The 21,941-nt window shown below is 66.1% G+C and carries 14 protein-coding genes; 9 read left to right on the forward strand and 5 right to left on the reverse strand.

Features of this window, described 5'->3' with window-relative positions; all coding sequences use genetic code 11:
* Positions 1 to 237 precede the first annotated feature (237 nt).
* Entirely contained in the window at positions 238 to 981 is a 744-nt protein-coding gene (gene rpsB / locus ACIP1U_RS06580) for a 30S ribosomal protein S2 (RefSeq protein WP_400312959.1), read from the reverse strand.
* 352 nt (positions 982 to 1,333) lie between these two features.
* Between rpsB and map the strand changes: the two genes are divergently transcribed.
* The 3 genes from map (at position 1,334) to ACIP1U_RS06595 (ending at position 6,822) form a co-directional block, all read left to right on the forward strand.
* Positions 1,334 to 2,152 (forward strand): type I methionyl aminopeptidase, encoded by an 819-nt coding sequence (map, locus tag ACIP1U_RS06585; protein ID WP_400312962.1) that lies wholly within the window; start codon positions 1,334 to 1,336, stop codon positions 2,150 to 2,152.
* Between the two features lie 76 nt (positions 2,153 to 2,228).
* Positions 2,229 to 4,820 (forward strand): [protein-PII] uridylyltransferase, encoded by a 2,592-nt coding sequence (locus tag ACIP1U_RS06590; RefSeq protein ID WP_400312965.1) that lies wholly within the window; start codon positions 2,229 to 2,231, stop codon positions 4,818 to 4,820.
* Between the two features lie 22 nt (positions 4,821 to 4,842).
* Positions 4,843 to 6,822 (forward strand): pseudouridine synthase, encoded by a 1,980-nt coding sequence (locus ACIP1U_RS06595; RefSeq protein ID WP_400312967.1) that lies wholly within the window; start codon positions 4,843 to 4,845, stop codon positions 6,820 to 6,822.
* A 242-nt stretch (positions 6,823 to 7,064) separates the two neighbouring features.
* On the opposite strand, the gene def is transcribed toward ACIP1U_RS06595, so the two are convergent.
* The 4 genes from def to smc all read right to left on the reverse strand — a co-directional run bounded on the left by def (position 7,065) and on the right by smc (position 14,883).
* Positions 7,065 to 7,598 carry a peptide deformylase gene (def, locus tag ACIP1U_RS06600; RefSeq protein WP_209805213.1) on the reverse strand — a complete coding sequence of 178 codons (534 nt, stop codon included), beginning with the start codon at positions 7,596 to 7,598 and terminating at the stop codon, positions 7,065 to 7,067.
* A gap of 22 nt (positions 7,599 to 7,620) precedes the next feature.
* A complete protein-coding gene (gene ligA, locus ACIP1U_RS06605; RefSeq protein ID WP_400312970.1) occupies positions 7,621 to 9,750 on the reverse strand; it encodes an NAD-dependent DNA ligase LigA in 2,130 nt (709 codons plus the stop codon).
* A 12-nt stretch (positions 9,751 to 9,762) separates the two neighbouring features.
* Positions 9,763 to 11,151 carry a cell division protein ZipA C-terminal FtsZ-binding domain-containing protein gene (locus ACIP1U_RS06610; RefSeq protein ID WP_400312972.1) on the reverse strand — a complete coding sequence of 463 codons (1,389 nt, stop codon included), beginning with the start codon at positions 11,149 to 11,151 and terminating at the stop codon, positions 9,763 to 9,765.
* Positions 11,152 to 11,367: 216 nt separating this feature from the next.
* On the reverse strand, positions 11,368 to 14,883 hold the full coding sequence (gene smc, locus ACIP1U_RS06615) for a chromosome segregation protein SMC (protein WP_400312974.1): 3,516 nt from the start codon (positions 14,881 to 14,883) through the stop codon (positions 11,368 to 11,370).
* A 446-nt stretch (positions 14,884 to 15,329) separates the two neighbouring features.
* On the opposite strand from smc, the gene ACIP1U_RS06620 reads away from it, so the two are divergent.
* From ACIP1U_RS06620 to ACIP1U_RS06645, 6 genes are all read left to right on the forward strand, one after another.
* Positions 15,330 to 16,157: a ferritin-like domain-containing protein gene (locus ACIP1U_RS06620; RefSeq protein ID WP_400312976.1), complete on the forward strand. Its 828-nt coding sequence runs from the start codon at positions 15,330 to 15,332 to the stop codon at positions 16,155 to 16,157.
* Between the two features lie 186 nt (positions 16,158 to 16,343).
* Positions 16,344 to 17,063, forward strand: coding sequence for a carboxypeptidase regulatory-like domain-containing protein (locus ACIP1U_RS06625; protein WP_400312978.1), 720 nt, complete (start codon positions 16,344 to 16,346; stop codon positions 17,061 to 17,063).
* Positions 17,064 to 17,121: 58 nt separating this feature from the next.
* Positions 17,122 to 18,249, forward strand: a complete 1,128-nt coding sequence (locus ACIP1U_RS06630) for a metallophosphoesterase family protein (RefSeq protein ID WP_400312981.1) — start codon at positions 17,122 to 17,124, stop codon at positions 18,247 to 18,249.
* A gap of 49 nt (positions 18,250 to 18,298) precedes the next feature.
* Positions 18,299 to 18,760, forward strand: a complete 462-nt coding sequence (locus ACIP1U_RS06635) for a hypothetical protein (RefSeq protein WP_400312984.1) — start codon at positions 18,299 to 18,301, stop codon at positions 18,758 to 18,760.
* A gap of 36 nt (positions 18,761 to 18,796) precedes the next feature.
* On the forward strand, positions 18,797 to 20,227 hold the full coding sequence (locus ACIP1U_RS06640) for a cbb3-type cytochrome c oxidase subunit I (RefSeq protein WP_400312987.1): 1,431 nt from the start codon (positions 18,797 to 18,799) through the stop codon (positions 20,225 to 20,227).
* Positions 20,224 to 21,939, forward strand: coding sequence for a cbb3-type cytochrome c oxidase subunit II (locus ACIP1U_RS06645; RefSeq protein ID WP_400312990.1), 1,716 nt, complete (start codon positions 20,224 to 20,226; stop codon positions 21,937 to 21,939). The genes ACIP1U_RS06640 and ACIP1U_RS06645 overlap by 4 nt, the downstream gene beginning before the upstream one ends.
* Positions 21,940 to 21,941: the final 2 nt, after the last annotated feature.

Here is a 21,941-nt window from a genome sequence, read left to right on the forward strand (position 1 = left end):
GGTGGGTCTACAGCGCATCCGCGGCAGATATTGCCTGCGGCGGATGACAACAATTCAAATTCGAAAAAAGGGGGCGCCAAATGTGCCCCCTTTTTTGCCCTGCCGCCGACGTACCCCGGCTTGCGCCCTGCGCGCTGCCCGATGTACCGGGCGGCAAGCGAAGCTTGCCTGTCGTGTGTTGACGTGCGCGCTATCGGGTTCCTTCTCGGTTCCTTTCAGGCAGCGGGCCGGAGGCTATCAGCCTTCCTGCACTTCGACGAATTCGTCGTCGCCGCGGGCGGCTTCAACGACTTCCTGCACCGCGTTGGCACGGCCTTCCAGGATCGCGTCAGCCACGCCGCGCACGTACAGGGCCACAGCCTTGCTCGAGTCGTCGTTACCCGGGATCACATAGTCGATGCCGTCCGGCGAGTGGTTGGTATCGACCACGCCGATCACGGGGATGCCCAGCTTCTTGGCTTCGGTCACGGCAATCTTGTGGTAGCCGACGTCGACCACGAAGATGGCGTCAGGCACGCCGCCCATGTCCTTGATGCCGCCGATCGACTTTTCCAGCTTGATCATCTCGCGCTCGAACATCAGCGCTTCCTTCTTGCTCATGGTTTCCAGCGCGCCGGCTTCCTTGGCGGCTTCCATGTCCTTCAGGCGCTTGATCGAGGTCTTGACCGTCTTGAAGTTGGTCAGCATGCCGCCGAGCCAGCGGGCGTCGACGTAAGGCATGCCGGCGCGGCCTGCTTCTTCAGCCAGGATTTCGCGCGACTGGCGCTTGGTGCCCACAAAAAGGATGGTGCCGCGATTGGCTGCCAGCTGACGCACGTACTTCATGGCGTCCTGGAACATCGGCAGCGTCTTTTCGAGGTTGATGATGTGGATCTTGTTGCGATGACCGAAGATGAAGGGGGCCATCTTCGGGTTCCAGAAGCGGGTCTGGTGGCCGAAGTGGCAACCGGCTTCCAGCATTTCGCGCATGGTAACGGACATGTGATTCTCCAAAGGGTTAGGTCTGAAGCCCGCCCCGACATTCCTGAAAAGGAACACCCCGGATAGGCGGGCCAGCGATTTCCAAAAACAAAAAACATCGCAGCAGATGCTGCAAAATACCGACCTGGCGGGTCTAATGCTGCGCCGCAACCAAGTCAGCCCGCTATTCTAGCAAAAAAAGCCCGGAGCGCTCAAGCCGCCCGATCCTGGCCGCAGCGCAGGCCCTGGAGATGCACCGTCTGAAAGCGCCCCCACGCAGGCTGCGATCAGGCTCCGATGGTGCGATAATCCCACATTAATCTTTCGAATTCGGCGCGGCCAGTGGCCCCGCCATCACTTTTGGCGACGCAGCATGAGCATTTACCTGAACACCGCCGAAGACATCGCCCAGATGCGCGTGGCTTGCCGCCTTGCCTCCGAAGTCCTCGACTACATCACGCCCTTCGTCCAGCCTGGCGTCACCACGGGCGAACTGGATCGCCTGTGCCACGCGTACATGCGTGACGTGCAAGGCACCGTGCCGGCGCCGCTGAACTATGCGCCCCCCGGCTACCCGCCCTTCCCCGGCGCGATCTGCACCTCGGTCAACGACGTGATTTGCCACGGCATCCCGGGCGAGCGCGTGCTCAAGAGCGGCGATGCGGTCAACCTGGACATCACCGTCATCACCAAGGAAGGCTATTACGGCGACACCAGCCGCATGTTTATCGCCGGCGAGGGCTCGATCCTCGCCAAGCGCCTGGCGCAGGTGACGTACGAATGCATGTGGCGGGGCATCGCGCAGGTACGCCACGGCGCGCGCCTGGGCGATATCGGCCATGCCATCCAGGTGCACGCCGAAGCCGCCGGCTACAGCGTGGTGCGCGAATACTGCGGCCACGGCATCGGCAAGAACTTCCACGAAGACCCGCAGATCCTGCACTACGGCCGCGCCGGCACCGGCGCCGAGATCAAGGCCGGCATGATCTTCACCGTGGAGCCGATGATCAACGCCGGCAAGCGCGATATCCGCACCATGCCCGACCAGTGGACGGTCAAGACCCGCGACCGCAGCCTGTCGGCGCAGTGGGAGCACACCGTGCTGGTCACCGAGACCGGATATGAGGTGCTGACGGTATCCGCCGGCACCCCGGCGCCGCCGGCCTTCATTACGGAATCCGTCGCGGCCTGAGGTCGCACACCAGCCAGGGCGCCTGACCGGCGCCCTTATTTTTCCAGCCGTGCCCACGAACCACCCCGCCCTCTCCATGGACACCACGCCGGAACTGCTGCTGGCCGCGCGCGTGCGCGACCAGCTCAAAGCCGACAAGCAGGCGCTGTTTGCCGACTTCAACGCCAGCGCCAACGTCGGCACGCTGATCACGCGCCTGCGCCGCGCCGTCGACGCGGCGCTGGTGGAAGCATGGCGCGGCCTGGAGATGCCCGCGGGTGCGGCGCTGGTGGCGGTGGGCGGCTACGGCCGCGGCGAACTGCTGCCCTATTCGGATGTCGACGTGCTGCTGCTGCTGCCCGCCGAGCCCGACCAGGACACCACCGGGCGGCTGGAACGCTTTATCGGCTTGTGCTGGGACCTGGGGCTGGAGATCGGCTCGTCAGTACGCACCGTGGACGATTGCATCCGCGAGTCGCGCCAGGACGTCACCATCCAGACCTCGTTGCTGGAGGCACGGCTGCTGACCGGCAGCCGCAAGTTGTTCGAGTCCATGCGCACGCGCTATCTCGCCGACCTGGACCCGGCCGCGTTCTTCCAGGCCAAGCTGCTGGAAATGCGCCAGCGCCACGCCAAGTACCAGGACACCCCCTACGCGCTCGAGCCCAACTGCAAGGAAAGTCCGGGCGGCCTGCGCGACCTGCAGGTGATCCTGTGGATGACCAAGGCAGCGGGCCTGGGCGACAGCTGGAAAGAACTGTTCGAGCGCGGGCTGCTGACGCAGCGCGAAGCGCAGGAGCTGGCGCGCAACGAGCGCCTGCTCAAGACCATCCGCGCGCGCCTGCACCTGGTGGCGGGCCGGCGCCAGGACGTGCTGGTATTCGACCTGCAGACCGCGCTGGCGGAATCCTTCGGCTACCGCCAGACCACGAACAAGCGCGCCAGCGAGCAGCTGATGCGGCGCTATTACTGGGCGGCGAAGGCCGTCACGCAGCTCAACAGCGTGCTGCTGCTGAACATCGAGGCCATGCTGTTCCCGAGCGAGTCGCAGGTCACGCGCGTGCTCAACGAACGCTTTGTCGAGCGCCAGGGCATGCTGGAAATCACCAGCGACGACGTCTACGATCGCGATCCGCACGCGATCCTGGAAACCTTCCTGCTGTACCAGCGCACGCCCGGCGTGAAGGGCCTGTCGCCGCGCACGCTGCGCGGGCTGTACAACGCACGCACCATCATGAACGCGGGCTGGCGCAACGACCCGGAAAACCGCCGCCTGTTCCTGGCGATCATGCAGGAGCCGCAGGGCATCACCCACGCGCTGCGGCTGATGAACCAGACCAGCGTGCTGGGGCGCTACCTGATCAACTTCCGCCGCATTGTCGGGCAGATGCAGCACGACCTGTTCCACGTCTATACCGTGGACCAGCACATCCTGATGGTGGTGCGCAATATGCGCCGCTTCGCCATCGTCGAGCACACGCACGAATTCCCGTTCTGCAGCCAGCTGATGGCGAGCTTCGACAAGCCGTGGGTACTGTGGGTGGCGGCGCTGTTCCACGACATCGCCAAGGGCCGCGGCGGCGACCATTCCAAGCTCGGCACGCAGGACGCGCGCCGCTTCTGCAAGCAGCATGGCATCGCGCGCGAAGATGCCGACCTGATCAGCTGGCTGGTCGAGCATCACCTGACCATGAGCCACGTGGCGCAGAAGCAGGACCTGACCGATCCGGAAGTCGTGCATACCTTCGCGCGCGCGGTCGGCAGCGAACGCTACCTGACCGCGCTGTACCTGCTGACGGTGGCCGATATCCGCGGCACCAGCCCCAAGGTCTGGAACGCGTGGAAGGGCAAGCTGCTGGAAGACCTGTACCGGATCACGCTGCGCGTACTCGGCGGCGCCAAGGTCGATTCGCATTCGCTGTGGGCGCAGCGCAAGGAAGAAACCATCTCGACGCTGCGGCTCAAGGCGTTCGACCCCGAGCTGGGCAAGCCGCTGTGGGCGCAGCTCGACGTGGCATTCTTCCTGCGCCATGACGCGCGCGATATCGCCTGGCTCACGCGGCACCTGTACGACAAGGTCGACAGCCCCGCGCCGGTGGTGAAGGCACGCATCTCGCCTGCCGGCGAGGGCCTGCAGGTAGCGGTCTACGTGCAGGACCAGCCCGACCTGTTCGCGCGCATCTGCGGCTATTTCGAGCGCAAGGCGTTCTCGATCCAGGACGCCAAGATCCACACCACGCGCCATGGCTACGCGCTCGACACGTTCCAGGTCACCGACCCTGGCATGGCAAGGAATGGCAACGACCGCGGCAATTACCGCGACATCATCGCGCTGGTGGAACACGAGCTTGGCGAAAAGCTGCGCCAGCAGGGCGCCCTTGCCGAGCCCACGCAGGGACGCCTGTCGCGCCAGTCGCGCAGCTTCCCGATCAAGCCGCGCGTGGACCTGCGCCCGGACGAGCGCGGCCAGTATTACCTGCTGTCGCTGTCCGCCAACGACCGCACCGGCCTGCTGTACGCCATCGCCCGCGTACTGGCACGGCATCGCGTGTCCGTGCATTCGGCACGCATCAACACCCTGGGCGAACGCGTCGAAGACGTGTTCCTGGTAGACGGCAGCCGCCTGGCCGCCGACAACCGATTGCAGATTCAGCTTGAACAGGACTTGCTCGCTGCCCTCGCGATCTGAAGCGGCAGACAGCATCAACGATATGACCGACAGCAATTCGCCGAAGCGCAAGACGCTAGGCATCAAGGCCGCAAGCGATACCGGCACGGCCGCACGCAAGACCGGCAACCGCCCGGTGCGGGTTTCGGACCTGAACCGGAACCGCGTGCGAGCGGTGACCGAAGGCATCAAGCGTGCGCAGCAAAGTGACGGTGGCAAGGGTGCCGGCCGCCGCGTGCCGGGCGAAGCGCAAGCTGGCGGCGACGTGCGCAAGCCGCGTTCGCCGCGCCCCGCTGACGGCGAGCGCCAGGCACGGCCACGCCGTGCCGAAGGCGAAGCGCGGCCACCTCGCCGTTTTGGCGACGACGACAATCGCCCACGCCGCTACGGCGACGACCGTGGCGAAGCACGCCCGCGTCGCTTCGAAGGCAATGAATCGCGGCCGCCGCGGCGGTTTGGCGACGACGACAACCGTCCCCGCCGCTACGGCGACGATCGCGGCGAAGCACGTCCGCGCCGCTTCGAAGGCAATGAAGCACGGCCGCCGCGGCGCTTTGGCGACGACGACAACCGTCCGCGCCGTTATGGCGACGACCGTGGCGAAGCACGCCCGCGTCGCTTCGAAGGCAATGAATCGCGGCCGCCGCGGCGCTTTGGCGACGACGACAACCGTCCCCGCCGCTATGGCGACGATCGGGGCGAAGCACGTCCGCGCCGCTTCGAAGGCAACGAAGCACGGCCGCCGCGGCGCTCTGGTGACGACGACAATCGTCCGCGGCGCTACGGCGACGATCGCGGCGAAGCGCGTCCACGCCGTTTCGAAGGCAATGAGTCCCGGCCGCCGCGGCGCTCTGGCGACGACGACAACCGTCCCCGCCGCTATGGCGACGATCGCGGCGAAGCACGGCCGCGCCGTTTCGAAGGCAATGAAGCACGGCCGCCGCGGCGCTTTGGCGATGACGACAACCGTCCCCGCCGTTATGGCGACGATCGCGGTGAAGCGCGTCCACGCCGCTTCGAAGGCAATGAGTCGCGTCCGCCGCGGCGCTCTGGTGACGACGACAACCGTCCGCGGCGCTACGGCGACGACGATAACCGTCCTCGTCGTCCTGCCCCCGCCGGCGAACGCCGCCGCGATGGCTCCGCGCCGGCGCGCCGCTTCAGCGATGCCACCGGAACGTCCCGGCCGCAGGCACCGGCCCCGCGCCCGCAGAAGCCCGCACGCGACGACGCGCCTGAGGCCACCCATGACGACGGCCTGGTGCGCCTGTCCAAGCGCATGTCCGAACTCGGCTTGTGCTCGCGCCGCGAAGCCGATGAATGGATTCCGCGCGGCTGGGTGCTGGTCGACGGCAACCCGGTGACCGAACTGGGCAGCCGCATCCGCCCGGATGCCGAGATCGAGATCCTGCAGGAAGCGCGCTCCGAACAGGGTGAGCGCGTCACCGTGCTGCTGAACAAGCCGGTGGGATACGTCTCCGGCCAGGCCGAAGACGGCTACGAGCCGGCGGCTGTGCTGTTCACCGCCGAGAACCAGTGGGAAGGCGACACCACGCGCAAGCGCTTCGCCCCGTGGCAACGCAAGAGCCTGGCGCCCGCCGGCCGCCTCGATATCGACTCCACCGGCCTGCTGGTGCTAACGCAGGATGGCCGCGTCGCACGCGCGCTGATCGGTGAGGATTCGAACGTCGAGAAGGAATACCTGGTACGGGTGGTCTGGCATGGCCCGCAAGGCGCGGTCGAGCGCAATGTCAGCGAGGTGTTTCCCGCCGACCAGCTCGAACTGCTGCGCCATGGCCTGTCGCTGGATGGCGTGCTGCTCAAGCCGGCCAAGGTCAGCTGGCAGAACGAAGAGCAGCTGCGCTTCGTGCTGCGCGAGGGCCGCAAGCGCCAGATCCGCCGGATGTGCGAGCAGGTCGGGCTGGAAGTCGTTGGCCTGAAGCGCGTGCGCATGGGCCGCGTGGTGCTGGGCGACCTGCCACCGGGGCAGTGGCGGTTCCTGGGGCAGTTTGAGAAGTTCTGATGTGGGAAGAAAAGCGGCCGGGATGGCCGCTTTTTTGTGTCCGGGTGCAAAGCTTGGCGCCAGCCTGATCCGTTGCCGATTGCATGCTCCCTCTCCCGCTCGCGGGAGAGGGTTGGGGAGAGGGCCGGTGTGTCCACGAAGTGAAGCGCACCACTTCGTTGATGCTCCGTCCCTCTCCCCCGACCCCTCTCCCGCGAGCGGGAGAGGGGAGCAAACCAGCAGCGTGCGTGTTCGCGTCGCTCTCAGTCGTCGCTATTGGCCGGCAAATCCGGAAACAGGATTTCGGTAAACCCGAACCTCGAAAAATCCTTGATCCGCATCGGATAAAGAATGCCCTGCAAGTGGTCGCACTCATGCTGCACCACGCGCGCATGGAAGCCCTCGGCGACCCGCTCGATCCGGTTGCCCATCAGGTCATACCCGCTGTATTTCAGCCGCACATGCCGCGGCACCACCCCGCGCAGGCCAGGCACCGACAGGCACCCTTCCCAGCCGTCTTCCAGCTCGTCCGACAGCATCTCCAGCACAGGGTTCATCAGCACTGTCTTGGGCACCATCGGCGCATCCGGATAGCGCGGGTTGCGGTCGAAGCCGAAGATCACCACCTGCAGGTCCACGCCGATCTGCGGTGCGGCCAGCCCGGCGCCGTTGGCGTGATCCATGGTGTCGAACATGTCTTCGATCAGCGTGCGCAGTTCCGGCGTATTGAAACGCTCCACCTTCCGCGCCACCTGCAGCAGGCGCGGATCGCCCATCTTGAGAATCTCGCGGATCATGGCTGTTTCCTGTTTCCCCGGCTTATTCCTGCACGGGCGCAGCGCCCGCTTCTGCCAGCAACGCAAGCATGCCTGCCTCGTCCAGCACCGGCACGCCCAGGGCCTCGGCCTTGTCCAGCTTGCTGCCGGCTTCGGCGCCAGCGACCACGTAGTCGGTCTTCTTCGACACCGAACCCGCCACCTTGGCGCCCGCGGCTTCAAGCAATTCCTTGGCGTCCTCGCGCGACATGGTCGGCAGCGTGCCGGTCAGCACGAAGGTCTTGCCCGACAGCGGTGCCGGTGCCCTGGCGGCCGGCTCGCTTTCCGGCCAGTGTACCCCTGCGGCGCGAAGTTGTTCGATGACCTCGACGTTATGCGGCTCGCCAAAGAAGTGCGCGATTGACTGCGCCACCACCGGGCCGACGTCATTGACCTCCAGCAGCGCGGCTTCGTCGGCGGCCATCAGCCCGTCAAGCTTGCCGAAATGCCGGGCGAGATCCTTGGCGGTGGCTTCGCCCACATGGCGGATGCCTAGCGCGAAGATGAAGCGGTTCATCGTCGTCTCGCGCGACGCCTCGATCGCCGCGACAAGGTTGGTCGCCGACTTGTCGGCCATGCGCTCCAGCGCCGCCAGCTTGGCCACGCCAAGCTTGTACAGGTCTGCCGGCGTGCGCACGATGCCGTGGTCGACCAGTTGCTCGACTACCTTGTCGCCCAGCCCTTCGATATCCATGGCACGGCGCTGCGCAAAGTGCAGCAGCGCCTGCTTGCGCTGCGCCGCGCAGATCAGGCCGCCGGTGCAGCGCGCGATCGCCTCGTCTTCCAGCCGCTCGATATGTGAGCCGCACACCGGGCAAGCCGTCGGCATCACGAAGGCGCGCGCATCCGCCGGCCGGCGCTCGGCCACAACCGCCACCACCTCCGGGATCACGTCGCCGGCGCGGCGCACGATCACCGTGTCGCCGATATGGACGTCCTTGCGGCGGATTTCGTCCTCGTTATGCAGCGTGGCATTGGTCACTGTCACGCCGCCGACGAACACCGGCTGCAGCCGCGCCACCGGCGTGATCGCGCCGGTACGGCCAACCTGCACCTCGATGTCCTCGACAATGGTGGTCATTTCCTGCGCCGGGAACTTGTGCGCCAGCGCAAAGCGCGGCGCACGCGAGACAAAGCCCAGCCGGTCCTGCTCGGCCAGCGCATTGACCTTGTAGACCACGCCGTCGATGTCGTACGGCAGGTCGTCGCGGCGCTGGCCGATATCGCGGTAGAAATCGAGCAGCCCCTGCGCGCCCTTGACTACGGCCCTCTCCTTGCACACCGGCAGGCCCAGCGCATCGAAGCCGTCGAGCATGGCGCTGTGCGTGGGCGGACGATCCACGCCCTGCAGCTCGCCCAGGCCATAGGCGAAGAACGACAGCGGCCGCTTCGCGGTGATGCGCGGATCAAGCTGGCGCAGGCTGCCGGCAGCGGCATTGCGCGGATTGACGAAGGTCTTCTCGCCGGCTTCCGCCTGGCGTGCATTGAGCTTGTCGAAGTCGCGGCGATACATGAAGACTTCGCCGCGCACTTCCAGCACCGCGGGCGCCTGGCCGCGCAACTTCAAGGGGATCGCCTTGATGGTGCGCACGTTGACGGTCACGTCCTCGCCGGTCTCGCCATCGCCGCGGGTGGCGGCCTGCACCAGCCGGCCGTCTTCATAGCGCAGCGACATGGCCAACCCGTCGAACTTCAGTTCGCAGGAATACTCGACCGCGTCGGCCGCGCTGAACAGGTCGGCCTCGCCCGCCGCGGGTGCGGTGCGGCCCAGGCCCTGCGCGCAGCGGCGGTCGAAGTTGAGCACGTCGTCGTCGGCGAAGCCGTTGTTCAGTGACAGCATCGGCACGCGGTGGCGCACCGTGTCGAAGGCGGCCAGCGCCTCGCCGCCGACACGCTGCGTGGGCGAATCCGGCGACTGCAGCTCGGGATGCTCGAGCTCGAGCGCCATCAGTTCGCTGAACAGCGCGTCGTACTCGGCATCCGGGATGGTGGGCGCATCCAGCACGTAGTACTGGTAGCTGTGGCGGTTGAGCTCATCGTGCAGCCAGGCGACGCGCCTGGCTGCGGCTTCGGGCGGCAAGCCGCCGGCGGGCGCGGAGGCTTCAGCCTGCGCGCCGCGTGGTTTTACGGTCATGGCAGGCTCCGGCTAGACGCTGAACAACCGCAGCGCCACCGGCGAGCCGGCTGGCATGCCGCGCGCTTCCAGCTTCTGGTAGAGCGCTTCCAGCTGGCTGAAGATGGCAATGAACGAGGCTTCGGTCAGTGGACGCATGTTGTCGTCGACCAGCTGCGCGCCCATGCGCTGGGCCAGCGTGTTGCCGTACTCGCAAACCGTCTTGAACGGCTTGGCGCCCTGGTCAGCCAGCGGCACGTCGAGCAGCAGCGTGATCTGGCGCCCGGATTTGATCGTCAAATCATCGCGCAGGAAGTTGGTATCGCCGAACTGCAGCGTGAACAGCGGGCGCTGCACGCCTTCGGCATTGGCCTGGTAGCGGATAAAGCGCGTGCCGTCGCGCGACAGCACCAGCCCGTCCTGGGTGGCCACGTTCTGCACGTAGGCGGCCGACCACGGCGCGCCGTCGGAAATCACGTTGACACCCAGCTGCACGTCGCTGCCGGCGGCAAAGCCATCGAGCTCGCGGGCGTTGGCCACGGTCTCGCTCATGTCGGGCAGGTCTGCGGAGGCATCGAGCGCCTCGGCCAGCGACTCCACCGCGGTAATGAACTCGGAGAACTCCAGCGCATTGAGCGGGCCGCTGCGGTTGGCAAGCTGTACGCCGACCTGCAGGTCTTCGTACTGGTGGCCGGCGGTGACCGGCTCCCATGCATTGGCTTCGGCGCGCAAGCCCTCGATATGGACCTGCTTGGTGCCGGCGCGGCGCAGCCGGCCGGTCAGCGGCAGGATGCGGTCGCCGGAGGCCTTGCGTTCCAGGTGCAGCGGCACGATGCAGTCGATCAGCGGATCGACCACGGCCGGTGCGGGCTGGCCGTCGGGAACGGCGGCGGCCGGGGCGGCCGGAGCGGCCGGAGCGGCGACCGGGGCGGGGATCGATGCTGGCGCAGGCGCGGGTGCGGGCACAGCAGCGGGCGCCGGCGCAGCGGCCACCGCAGGGCTCGGCGCCGGTGCGGATACGACCTCGGCGTCGTCTTCGGCGCTGGGCTCGGCCTGCACCACGCCGGCAGCCACCGCGACCTCTTCCGCCACGGCCTCGTCAGCATCGGCGGTGCTGGCCGCGGCAGCGGCAGCAGCGGCTACGTGGTTGGGCTGCGACGGTGCTGCCGGGGTGCCCGGCGCCAGCGTCGGCTCGCGCCGCTGCACCGACTCGGCGGCAGCCTCGTGCAGCCGCGCCGCGGTCTCCGGCGCAGTGGCGTGGCCGGCCACCGGCTCGCGCATCGGCGGCAGGTCGTCCTCGGGGCTCAGTTCGCGGGGACGGCGCGCCTTGCGGATCTGCCACTGGTTATAGCCGAACAGCAGCGCCAGGAATACCAAACCCGCGACGATCAGCGCGGTCTGCAGGTCCATGTTCAGCTTCATGCTGCAATCTCCAAAGCGCCCATATTGGTCACAGCATCGTGGTGTCGGTTGCGCGCAGCATTCGCGGACGTGCGCCGCCCCGCTGCGCGGGGCCCCTGCTTACTGCTCATGCTGCAATCTCCAAAGCGCCCATGTTGATCACAGCACGGTGGTGTCGGTTGCGCGCAGCATTCGCGGACGTGCGCCGCCCCGCTGCGCGGGGCCCCTGCTTACTGCTCATGCTGCCTCCGCCATCGAAACCGCCGCGTCCATATCCACGGCCACGATCCGCGAAACGCCTTGCTCCTGCATGGTTACGCCAATGAGTTGATGAGCCATTTCCATGGCGATCTTGTTATGTGAGATGAAAACGAACTGAGTCTTGTTCGACATGCGCGCCACCATGTTGGCGTAGCGTTCGGTGTTCGCGTCGTCCAGCGGCGCGTCCACCTCGTCCAGCAAACAGAACGGCGCGGGGTTGAGCTGGAACATCGCGAACACCAGCGCGATCGCGGTCAGCGCCTTCTCGCCGCCCGACAGCAGGTGGATGGTCGAGTTCTTCTTGCCCGGGGGCTGCGCCATTACCTGCACGCCGGCGTCAAGGATTTCCTCGCCGGTCATGATCAGGCGCGCCTGGCCGCCGCCGAACAGCGACGGGAACAGTTCGCCGAAATGGTGGTTGACCTGGTCGAAAGTGCCCTGCAGCAGCGCGCGGGTTTCCTGGTCGATCTTGGCGATCGCGTCTTCCAGCGTATTGATGGCGTCGTTCAGGTCGGCCGACTGCGCATCGAGGAAGGTCTTGCGCTCGCGCGCCGCCGCCAGTTCATCCAGCGCGGCCATGTTGACCGGGCCCAGCGCGTTGATGGCGTTGTTGATGCGCGTGACCTCACCCTGCAGGTACGACGGCTTCAGGTCGCCGGTGAGCTTGTGCGCCAGCCCCTCTTCGTCAACCTTGGCTTCGGTCAGCTGCTCGCTGAACTGCTCCTGGTTCAGGCGCGCGGCCTGCTCCTTGAGCTGCAGTTCGGTAATGCGGTCGCGCAGCGGCTGCAGGCTGCGTTCGGCGGCCAGGCGCTGCTCGTCAAACTGGCGCAGCTGCGCCGACAGCGCGTCCAGCTCGGTGCGCGCGATGGTGAGTTTTTCTTCCTTCTCGGCGCGCAGCTCCAGCGCATCCTGCAGGCCGGTATGCGCGGTCTGCTCGTTGATGGTTTCGAGCTCGGCGCGCGCGTTTTCCAGCGACTCGGCAATGCGCTCGGCCTGGTCGGCCGCGACCTGGATATTGCGGCGCAGTTCGTCGATGCGGCTGGACAGGTTGCGCTCGGCGAAGAGCGCTTCCTGCGCCGCGCGCTCGAAGTCGCGCAGCTGATGGCGCGCGCCAGACAGCTTGCTGTCCAGCGCCTCGAAGGCCATCTGCTGGTCTTCGTGCGAGGCCTGCATCTCGGCCAGCGCGGCATCGTGCTGCTCGAAGCTGGCTTCGGATTCTGCGCGGATCGCGCGTTGTTCTTCGATCTGCGCGTGGATCTCTTCGAGCTCCTCGCGGATCTGGCCGCTGCGGGCGGCATAGCGCTCCATCGCCTGCGACAGCTTGAGCACGTCCATCTGCAGCGCGTGCACGCGGCGCGTGGCCTGCTCGGCGCGCGAGCGGGCCTCGCCCAGCGCCTGGCTGGCCTGCGTGTAGGCGGCCTCGGCGCGCACCGCCTGGGTCTTGGCTTCGTCCGACTGCAGCGCCTGCGCGCGCGCCTGCTTCTGCAGGTTCTCGATTTCCTGCTCGCGCGCCAGCATGCCGGCCTGCTCGGAATCAGCGGCGTAGATCTGGATCGCGTTGCGGCCGACCACGTGGCCTTCGGCCACCACGAACGACGCGCCTTCGGGCAGCGTGCCGCGCGCGGCCAAAGCCTGCGCCATGTCGGTGGCAACGAAGATGTCGGCCAGCCAGTCCTGCATCACCGCGCGGATGCCCGGCTCGGTGATCTGCACCAGCGACATCAGCGGACGCAGCCCCGCCGGCGTTTCCAGCGGACGGGCCGCGGCCGGCGGCGAGTAAAACGCCAGCTTGGCCGGCGGCGCGTCCGTCAGGAAGGCCTTGACCCAGTCCAGGTTGGACACTTCCAGCGCATTCAGCTTCTCGCGCAGCACGGATTCAAGCGCGTTTTCCCAGCCCGGCTCGATATGGACCTTCTTCCACAGGCGCGGCAGCTCGGCCAGCCCGTGCTTGGCCAGCCACGGCTGCACCTTGCCGTCGGTCTGCACGTTCTCCTGCAACTGGCGCAGCGCATGCAGACGCGCTTCGAGCGAAGCGATTGCGGCGGCTTCGCTATGCACACGCGCCTGAGCGGCGCGTCGCTCTTCGTCGAGGCGCGGCACGCTGTCTTCAGCATCGGCCAGCACGGCCTGGGCTTCCTCGACCAGCGCCTCCTGTTCGGCCAGCTCGGCGCGGCCCTGTTCCAGCCGGGTTTCATCGGGACGGTCCAGCCCCTTTTCCTCGCCCGACAGGCGTTCGCGGCGCTGTTCGAGCTGCTGCAGCATCTGGTCGGCGCTACGCTGCTGCGCGGCTTCGAGCTTGAGCGCCTGCTCGGCCTGCATGATGCCGGCGCGCTGCTCGTTGAGCAGTTGCTGGGCATCGCGCCACTGGCCTTCCAGCGTCGGCAGTTCGTCGTTCTTGTGCGCCACGGCCTCCTGCGCCTCGACCGTGCGGCCTTCGGCCACGGCGAGGTTTTCCTCGGCCTGCGCCAGTTCATCGGTGGCCTGCTCGGCCTTGCCCTGCCACTGCTCGCGCTGCGTCGTCAGCGCGGCGATCTGCGCCTGCACGCGATTGCGCGACTCCACCACGTAGCGGATCTCGGCCTCGAGCTTGCTGACCTCGGCATTGGCTTCGTACAGGGCCCCCTGCGCCGCGTGCATGCCATCCGATGCGGCGTAATGCGCGGCACGCATGGTTTCCAGCTCGGCCTCGACGTGCCGCAGCTGCGCGGTCTGCGCTTCCAGGTCGATCTGGGCCTGCTCGATGGCGCGCTGGTGGCGTTCCTGCTCGACCTGTGCCTCGCGCTTGCGCAGCAGCCACAGCAGGTGCTGCTTCTCTTCGCCATCGGACTGCAGCGTCTTGAAGCGCTGCGCGACTTCGGCCTGGCCTTCGAGCTTTTCCAGGTTGGCACCGAGCTCGCGCAGGATGTCCTCGACGCGGGTCAGGTTCTCGCGCGTGTCGGACAGGCGGTTCTCGGTCTCGCGGCGGCGTTCCTTGTACTTGGACACGCCCGCGGCTTCCTCCAGGAAGATGCGCATGTCATCGGGCTTGGCCTCGATGATGCGCGAGATCATGCCCTGCCCGATGATGGCGTAGGCGCGCGGGCCCAGGCCCGTGCCCAGGAAAATGTCCTGGATATCGCGCCGGCGCACCGGCTGGTTGTTGATGTAGTAGGACGAGGTGCCGTCGCGGGTCAGCACGCGCTTGACCGCCACTTCGGCGTACTGGCTCCACTGGCCGGCGGCGCGGCCTTCGGCGTTGTCGAACACCAGTTCGACACTGGCCCGGCCGGCCTGTTTGCGCGCCGTGGAACCGTTGAAGATCACGTCCTGCATGGACTCGCCGCGCAACTCGGAAGCGCGTGACTCGCCCAGCACCCAGCGCACCGCGTCGATGATGTTGGATTTGCCGCAGCCGTTGGGACCGACGATGCCGACCAGTTGGCCCGGCACCTGGAAATTGGTGGGATCGACAAATGACTTGAAGCCCGCCAGCTTGATCGAGGATAGTCGCACGGTTTCTCGTGTGGTATCGGCCGCCAGCGGTCCGTCTTGGGGTACCGCGCGCAGCCTGGTATCGGGGCTATAGCCACGTTCAGAAGCCGGGCTGCGCGAGAGTTGGCGCGGCGTGCCGCCTGCGCCTCAAAATGCCCCCCGGGCCCGAGAATTGGGGCTAATCATACCATCGCAGATGCCTTCACCGGCTCGTTTGGCGGTTGCCCCGGCGCCATCTTCCTCCGCGCATTTCCTTTGCTTTTCCGCCCCTTACAGGGGATACCGCAAGCACTTTGGCATCCATCAGCTGCGCGCCGAGCCAGCGCGCATGTGAAGTGGCCGGGAAACTAATTAGGGTAAATGCTAGTCTCTGCTCTGTCGGCGTGATCCCGGAAACGCTCCGGGAGCCGCGCACCCATGAAAGCCCCCGAAGCCCTGCCTTGCGGCAATTTCCAGGAGGACCAAGCATGCGTGAACTGTCGGCGGCCGCTCGGCCGTGGTCTGTCAGCGACATCAATTACCAGGCAATCGAGGTAGAGCGCGTCCGCGACGACCGCGACTTGTTCTACTTGCTGGTGTCGGCCTCGTTTATCGAAAGCGGCTCCGATACCTATGCCGGCAATCTCGCCACTTACTACGCCCGCGTGCCGGACGCCGCCGGCTGGCTTTCACAGCACTGGGAGGCCGAGGAACTGCAGCACGGCCTGGCGCTGCGCCGCTATATCGAGCATGTCTGGCCGGACTTCGACTGGGAAGCCGGCTATGCGCGCTTCTTCGACGAGTACAGCCTGACCTGCTCGATCGACCAGTTCGAGCCGACCGAAGCCCTGGAAATGGCCGCCCGCTGCGTGGTCGAAACCGGCACCGCCGCCTATTACCGCGCGCTGGAACGGGCCAGCGACGAGCCGGTGCTGCGCGGCCTGACCCGCCGCATCGCCAACGACGAGGTTCGGCATTACAAGCACTTCTATCAGTTCTTCAGCCGCTTTGCCGCGTCAGAACGCCTGGGCCGGATGCGCGTGTTCCGCGCGCTGGCCCGCCGGCTGCTGGAGATCAAGAACGAGGATACCGCCATCGCCCTGCGCAACGTGCTGCGCATGGAGCGCGGCGTCGACGAGGTCTCTGAGCAGGAAGTGAAGGCGCTGAACTCCCGCGTCAGCGCCGTGATCCGCAAGAACCTGCCGATCGACATGACAGTGAAGATGCTGCTGCGCCCGCTACACCTGCACCGCGGCGTGGAGCGGGCGGTACGCAAGCCGCTGGTGGCGGCGGTGTCGCGGGTGATGCTGCATTGAGCGCATTGCTCCCTGTGAGCGTCCGCGGCATCACGCGCATGCGCACAAAATGTCAGTTGCGCTTTGCTTCGACCTGCCTGCGTACTATGCTTCAGCGATAATCAATAGTGCCCAGTTGGACCCTTGAACTGTCCGGGGGGACTCAGTAGTTGAGCGCGCATGGTGCGCTCGGGAGTGGGAAACATCATGTGTTTCTTTCTTCGCAAGGCTTGCTGCATGCAACTGGCAGTGCTCTGCCTGTTCAGCGTCCCCACCTTTGCCTATGAAGTCGCCCCGGTCAGCGGCGGCGGCAAGATCGAAGGCAAGGTCACCTTCCAGGGCACCGTCCCGATCCGCAAGATCATCCCCACCAAGGACCGCGAAGTCTGCGGCGGCCCGCGCGATGAACCACAGATCCGCGTGGGCGCCGGCAAGGGCGTGCAGGATGCCGTCGTGTACCTGAAGGAAGTGCCCAAGGGCAAGGCCTGGGGTGCGCCCGACAAGGTCCCGGTGCTCGACCAGGAACAGTGCATCTTCAAGCCTGCCGTGCAGGTGATCCGGCCCGGCAAGCTTGAAGTGACCAGCTCCGATCCGATACTGCACAACACCCACGGCTTCTACGGGAAGCGCACGGCGTTCAACCTTGCGCTACCGGACAAAGGGGTCAAGATCACGCGCGAACTGCCGCGGCCCGGGCTGGTCCGGGTCGAGTGCGACGCGCACGGCTGGATGCTGGCCCACATCTATGTCGCCGACAGCCCGTACTACGCGCTGACCAGCGACGACGGCAGCTTCCGCATCGACGACATTCCGCCAGGCAATTACACCCTGGTCGCCACGCAGTACTACACCGGCGACACCGAGACGCCAGTCACGGTAGCCGGCGGCCAGACCGCGAAACTCTCGATCGAACTCAAAAAGAAATAAAGCGTTCAGTTTCGCCGCTGCCATTTTCATCATCCCCCGGGGGGCGGAGGACCGCCAGATGAACTCATTTGAACTCGAACGACGCGAGTTGCACCGGACCCTGGCCGGTCCGGGCGATCGCCCGGACGGCGCAGCAGTATGGACGCGCCGCACATTCCTGCACCAGGCGCTGCTCAAAGGCGTTGCGGGCGCCGCCGCATGCGGATTCTTCCCGCTCCTGAATACCCTTGACGTGGCCTACGGGCAAACCGGCCAGAGCTTCCGCTTCGCCTGGGTCTCCGACACACACCTCTACCCCAGGGAGCTCAACTCGCGCTTCGTGGAAAAGACGGTGCGCGCCTTCAAGGAAGTGCAGGCGATGAATCCGCCGGCCGACTTCATGATCTTCGGCGGCGACCTGGCGCAACTCGGCGAGCCCGTCGAACTGCAGCTCGGCGCCGAACTGCTCAAGGAAGTGAAGATCCGCAAGGTCTTCATCCCCGGCGAGCACGACTGGTACCTCGACATGGGGTCGACCTGGAACAAGACTTTCGGCAACACGCCCTGGACCTTCGACCACAAAGGCGTGCGCGTGATCGGCCTGAACACCATCGCCGGCGCACCGGACTTCTGGACTGCGCGCAAGATGACGCCGAAAGAACGCATGGGCCATATGGCCACGCTCGACGGCACCCTGGGCGGCGCATGGTCGGTGATCGGCGAAAAGCAATTGCGATGGCTCAACAGCACGCTGTCGAACTGGCCCAAGAACAGCCCGGTCATCCTGTTCACGCACACGCCGCTGTACGAGTACTACCCGCCGTGGAATTTCTGGATCCGCGACTGGCGCGAGGCGCATGAAATCCTCAAGCCCTACGCCAATGTCACCAATGTCCATGGGCATACGCACCAGGTGCTCTACAACGAGATCGGCAAGTTGCGCTCGATCGGCATGCTCGCGACCTCGTGGCCATGGCCCTACGCGCCGGAAGGCGTGCCGCTGCTGACCAAGCCGATGATCCGCGCCGATCCTGGCGATCACTTCGATGGCGTGGGCTGGAGCACGCTGACCATGACCCCGCAGGGACGGGTGGAGAACGAGTACAAGATGTGGCGCAAGACGGTCTTCGCCGACCAGCCGGCCGATTCAGGCACTGAGGACAACCGCAACCAGATCCTCAGCCCGCGCATCGCCGACCGGATCTAGACTAGACCGGCCGCCCCCTCATCCGACGCAGCAATGCGTGAGGAGAGACATGATGAAGAACGACAAATGGCATGCCCGCGCCCTGACGGCAGGCGTGGCCGTGTTGCTGCTGATCGGCTACGACAGCGACCGGCCGATGGCACACAAGGAACCTCACACGGCGGACCAGCTGAAGGCGTTTGAAGACGTGTTCATGGAGCAGGTAAGGGTTGGCGACCAACTGTTCCACGGCGATCCCGTCGCGGAGAAGCGGCTGAACGTCAAGCTCTCGAACACCGGTGTGGCCTGCGCCATGTGCCACCCCTATGCGTCCGACACCCACCCGCATGAGTTCCCCAAGTTCCAGGAGCAGATGAACGAGTTCGCCACGCTGCGCGACATGATCAACTGGTGCATCGAGAAGCCCAACGAAGGCGAGAAGATCGACCCCAACGGGCCGGCCATGAAGGCGCTGGAGGCCTACATCTATTACTCGAACCGCAACAGCAAGCTTGATCCTGGCAGGCATTGAGCGCTTGGCTGGCTGCAAAAAAAGGAGAAAAAGCATATGACTGCCGCCCGCGCGACATCGGACCCATCCGAAGCATTTCCCGACCTGGATTCGCTGATCGACCGCGGGCTTATTCTCAAGTGGCTCTACTGGGGATTGTTCTGGCTGATGTTCACGCCCAGCATCGGCGTGACCATCTCCAGCCTGTTCAACTTCCCCGACTACCTGGGAACCTCGCAATACCTGACCTTCGGCCGCTTGCGGCCAATGCACGTCAATGGCGTGATCTTCGGCGCCTTCTCCACGCTGTTTATCGGCCTGTGCTACTACCTGCTGCCGCGCCTGTGCGGCGTGCCGGTCTGGAAGGGCCGCTGGGGACACTGGCTGGTATGGGTGTGGAACCTGGGCCTGGTTGCCGGCATGGCTTCGCTGATGCTCGGCTACAACCAGGGCCTGGAGGCCGGCGAATTCCCGATCGTGATCGACGCGATCATCTTCTTCGTGGTGACGGTCACCACCGTGCAGTTCCTGATGACGATCGCGCACCGGCGCGAGCCGCAGCTCTATGTGGCGGTGTGGTACCTGATTGGCGCCTTTGTCTGGACCGTGATGAACCTGGTGCTTGGCAGCTTTATCCTGCCGTACACCTTCACCGGCATCAACAGCGCCGCCTTCCACGGTTTGTTCATCCACTACATCGTGGGACTGTGGATCACGCCTGCCGGCTACGTGCTGATCTATTACTTCCTCCCGGCGAGCGTGCAGAATCCGGTCTACAGCCACAAGCTGTCGCTGGTGGGGTTCTGGTCGCTGGCGCTGTTCTATCCCTTCGTCGGCATCCACCATTACCTGTACAGCCCCATCGCCGACTGGGCCGAGACGCTGGCGATCATCACCTCGATGCTGCTGATCGTGCCGGTGTGGACGGTATTGCAGAATTTCTTCGGCACCATGATGGGCCGCTGGCAAACCTTCACCCAGAACCTGACCGCCAAATTCCTGATCATGGGTTCGCTGATGTACCTGGCGGGGTGCTTCCAGGGTTCGACCGAGGCCCTGCGCGCGATCCAGCAGCCAACGCATTTCAGTGATTTCGTTATCTCGCACTCGCACCTGACGGTGTTCGGCACCTTCGTGGTGTGGGCCATCGGCGGCACGGTCTATGTCATACCCCGGCTGGTGGCGCGGCCGCTGTGGTCGCCGCGGCTGGGCAACTGGTCGTTTTGGCTGATCACCTTTGGCATCAGCCTGATGGGACTGGACCTGACCATGGCCGGCCTGCAGCAGGGCTACATGCTGATGGCCGGCGTGGAATGGCTGGACTCGCTGGTGGCCATCCGCCCCTACTGGCTGGTGCGCACGACCGCCGGCATCTCGATGGACATCGGCATGTCGCTGCTGGTCTATAACCTGATGCGCACCGTGCTGTCGGCGGAGCCCGCCACGGCACCCAGCGCCACGGGCGCCGTACGCGGAGCGTCGTCATGACCCCGCGCCGCCCCGATGGCCGCTACGGCCTGCGTTTCTATGCGCTGGTCGCGGGCTTCGGCTGCCTCTCGCTGGCCGCCTTCGTGCAGGGCGTGCTGCCGATGCTGGAGCCGCAGTCGCGCACCGACAAGGTCACCCAGGTGGTGCGCACCGACCTGGGCGAACTCAAGTGGATGGAAGCGCGCGCCACCGACTACTCGCCGCTGCAGCTGCGCGGCCGCGAGGTCTATACGCGCGAAGGCTGCTGGTACTGCCACTCGCAGTTCGTGCGCCCGGTCACCGGCGAGACCCGGCGCTGGGGCCCGGTCTCCCAGGCCGGCGAATATGCGTTCGACCTGCCGCACCTGTTCTCGACGCGGCGCATCGGCCCCGATCTCTCGCGCGTTGGCCTGAAGTTCAGCGATGCCTGGCACCTGGCGCATTTCTGGGACCCGCGCATGTTGTCGCCCGACTCGATCATGCCGCGCTTCTCAGCGCTGTTTTCCGAGCCGCACACCGCAAGGCTGGTCACCGACCAGCAGGGCCGCCGCACCATCGAGAACACGCCCGAGACCCGGCAGTTGTTCGATTTCGGCAGCAGCGAGACCATCGCGCTGACGCCCAACCAGGCCGGCCTGCTCTACGTCCCGGAGCGCGGGAAGTATCCCGTGATCCTGACCCCCAACAAGGAATTCACCGGGGAGACCGTGATCCTGATTGCCGACACGGAAGACCTGCGCGCGCTGGTGGCCTACCTGCAAAAGCTCGGCACCAACCGCGGCAAGTGGCGCGACCGCTTTGAACCGCAGCAGATGGAGGCCTCGCAGACGAGCATCCCGCGCTCGGAAGAATGGATCGCGCACGGCAAGAACGTGTATGAGCGCCGCTGCCTCGGCTGCCATGGCGAAAAGGGCGACGGCAACGGACCGGCCGCGGCGTTCATGCAGAAGGACCGCCCGCGCAATTTCACGCTGGGCGTGTTCAAGTTCCGGCTCACGCCGTCGGGCTCCATGCCGGATGACGGCGACCTGCTGCGCACCATCACGCGCGGCGTGCGCGGCACCGCGATGCCGAGCTGGCACGAACTGCCGGAAAAAGACCGGCTGGCCGTGATCCAGTACATCAAGTACGTGCTGGCGGCCGACCGCAGCAAGCCCGACAAGCCCTACTTCTACTTCCTCGAAGAACCCCCGCTCGCGCCAATCTTTATCGGCGTGCCGCCCAAGCCCTCGGCCGAGCTGATCCAGCGCGGCAAGCAGGCCTGGGACCGCGCCAAATGCTGGGAATGCCACGGGCGCACCGGCAAGGGCGACGGCGAGAAAGCGGCCGGGCTCGAGGACGATTTCGGCTTCCCGATCCCGCCGGCCAACCTGACCACCGGGCAGTTCAAGTCCGGGGCATCGGTGAAGGACATCTTCCGCACCATGAGTACGGGGCTGTCCGGCACGCCGATGCCGTCGTTCAGCGACACAGTGTCCGAGGACGACCGTTGGGCGCTGGCCTACTTCGTCCTGTCCCTGTCGGCCTACACCGATCCGCTGACCGGCCAGCCGCTGCCGATCCCGCCCGGGCAGAAGGCGGCGCTGAACGACCCCGACCTGCGCGCCGACGAATCGCGCCATGCCTATCGTCCCCCGGCGGCCGGCGAACCGGGACAGCCCGGCCAGCCAAGCACCTATGCCGGCGAGGCATGGGCCAGGCGGCACGGCTTCGCATTTGCTGACAAGCGCTAGGA

It is taken from the genome of Cupriavidus sp. NPDC089707, from assembly GCF_044748965.1.
GTDB lineage: Bacteria > Pseudomonadota > Gammaproteobacteria > Burkholderiales > Burkholderiaceae > Cupriavidus.

Coding starts and splice junctions, on each gene's coding strand:
- rpsB (WP_400312959.1), bottom strand. CDS start 981: ATGTCCGTTACCATGCGCGAAATGCTGGAAGCCGGTTGCCACTTCGGC.
- map (WP_400312962.1), top strand. CDS start 1,334: ATGAGCATTTACCTGAACACCGCCGAAGACATCGCCCAGATGCGCGTG.
- ACIP1U_RS06590 (WP_400312965.1), top strand. CDS start 2,229: ATGGACACCACGCCGGAACTGCTGCTGGCCGCGCGCGTGCGCGACCAG.
- ACIP1U_RS06595 (WP_400312967.1), top strand. CDS start 4,843: ATGACCGACAGCAATTCGCCGAAGCGCAAGACGCTAGGCATCAAGGCC.
- def (WP_209805213.1), bottom strand. CDS start 7,598: ATGATCCGCGAGATTCTCAAGATGGGCGATCCGCGCCTGCTGCAGGTG.
- ligA (WP_400312970.1), bottom strand. CDS start 9,750: ATGACCGTAAAACCACGCGGCGCGCAGGCTGAAGCCTCCGCGCCCGCC.
- ACIP1U_RS06610 (WP_400312972.1), bottom strand. CDS start 11,151: ATGAAGCTGAACATGGACCTGCAGACCGCGCTGATCGTCGCGGGTTTG.
- ACIP1U_RS06620 (WP_400312976.1), top strand. CDS start 15,330: ATGCGTGAACTGTCGGCGGCCGCTCGGCCGTGGTCTGTCAGCGACATC.
- ACIP1U_RS06625 (WP_400312978.1), top strand. CDS start 16,344: ATGTGTTTCTTTCTTCGCAAGGCTTGCTGCATGCAACTGGCAGTGCTC.
- ACIP1U_RS06630 (WP_400312981.1), top strand. CDS start 17,122: ATGAACTCATTTGAACTCGAACGACGCGAGTTGCACCGGACCCTGGCC.
- ACIP1U_RS06635 (WP_400312984.1), top strand. CDS start 18,299: ATGATGAAGAACGACAAATGGCATGCCCGCGCCCTGACGGCAGGCGTG.
- ACIP1U_RS06640 (WP_400312987.1), top strand. CDS start 18,797: ATGACTGCCGCCCGCGCGACATCGGACCCATCCGAAGCATTTCCCGAC.
- ACIP1U_RS06645 (WP_400312990.1), top strand. CDS start 20,224: ATGACCCCGCGCCGCCCCGATGGCCGCTACGGCCTGCGTTTCTATGCG.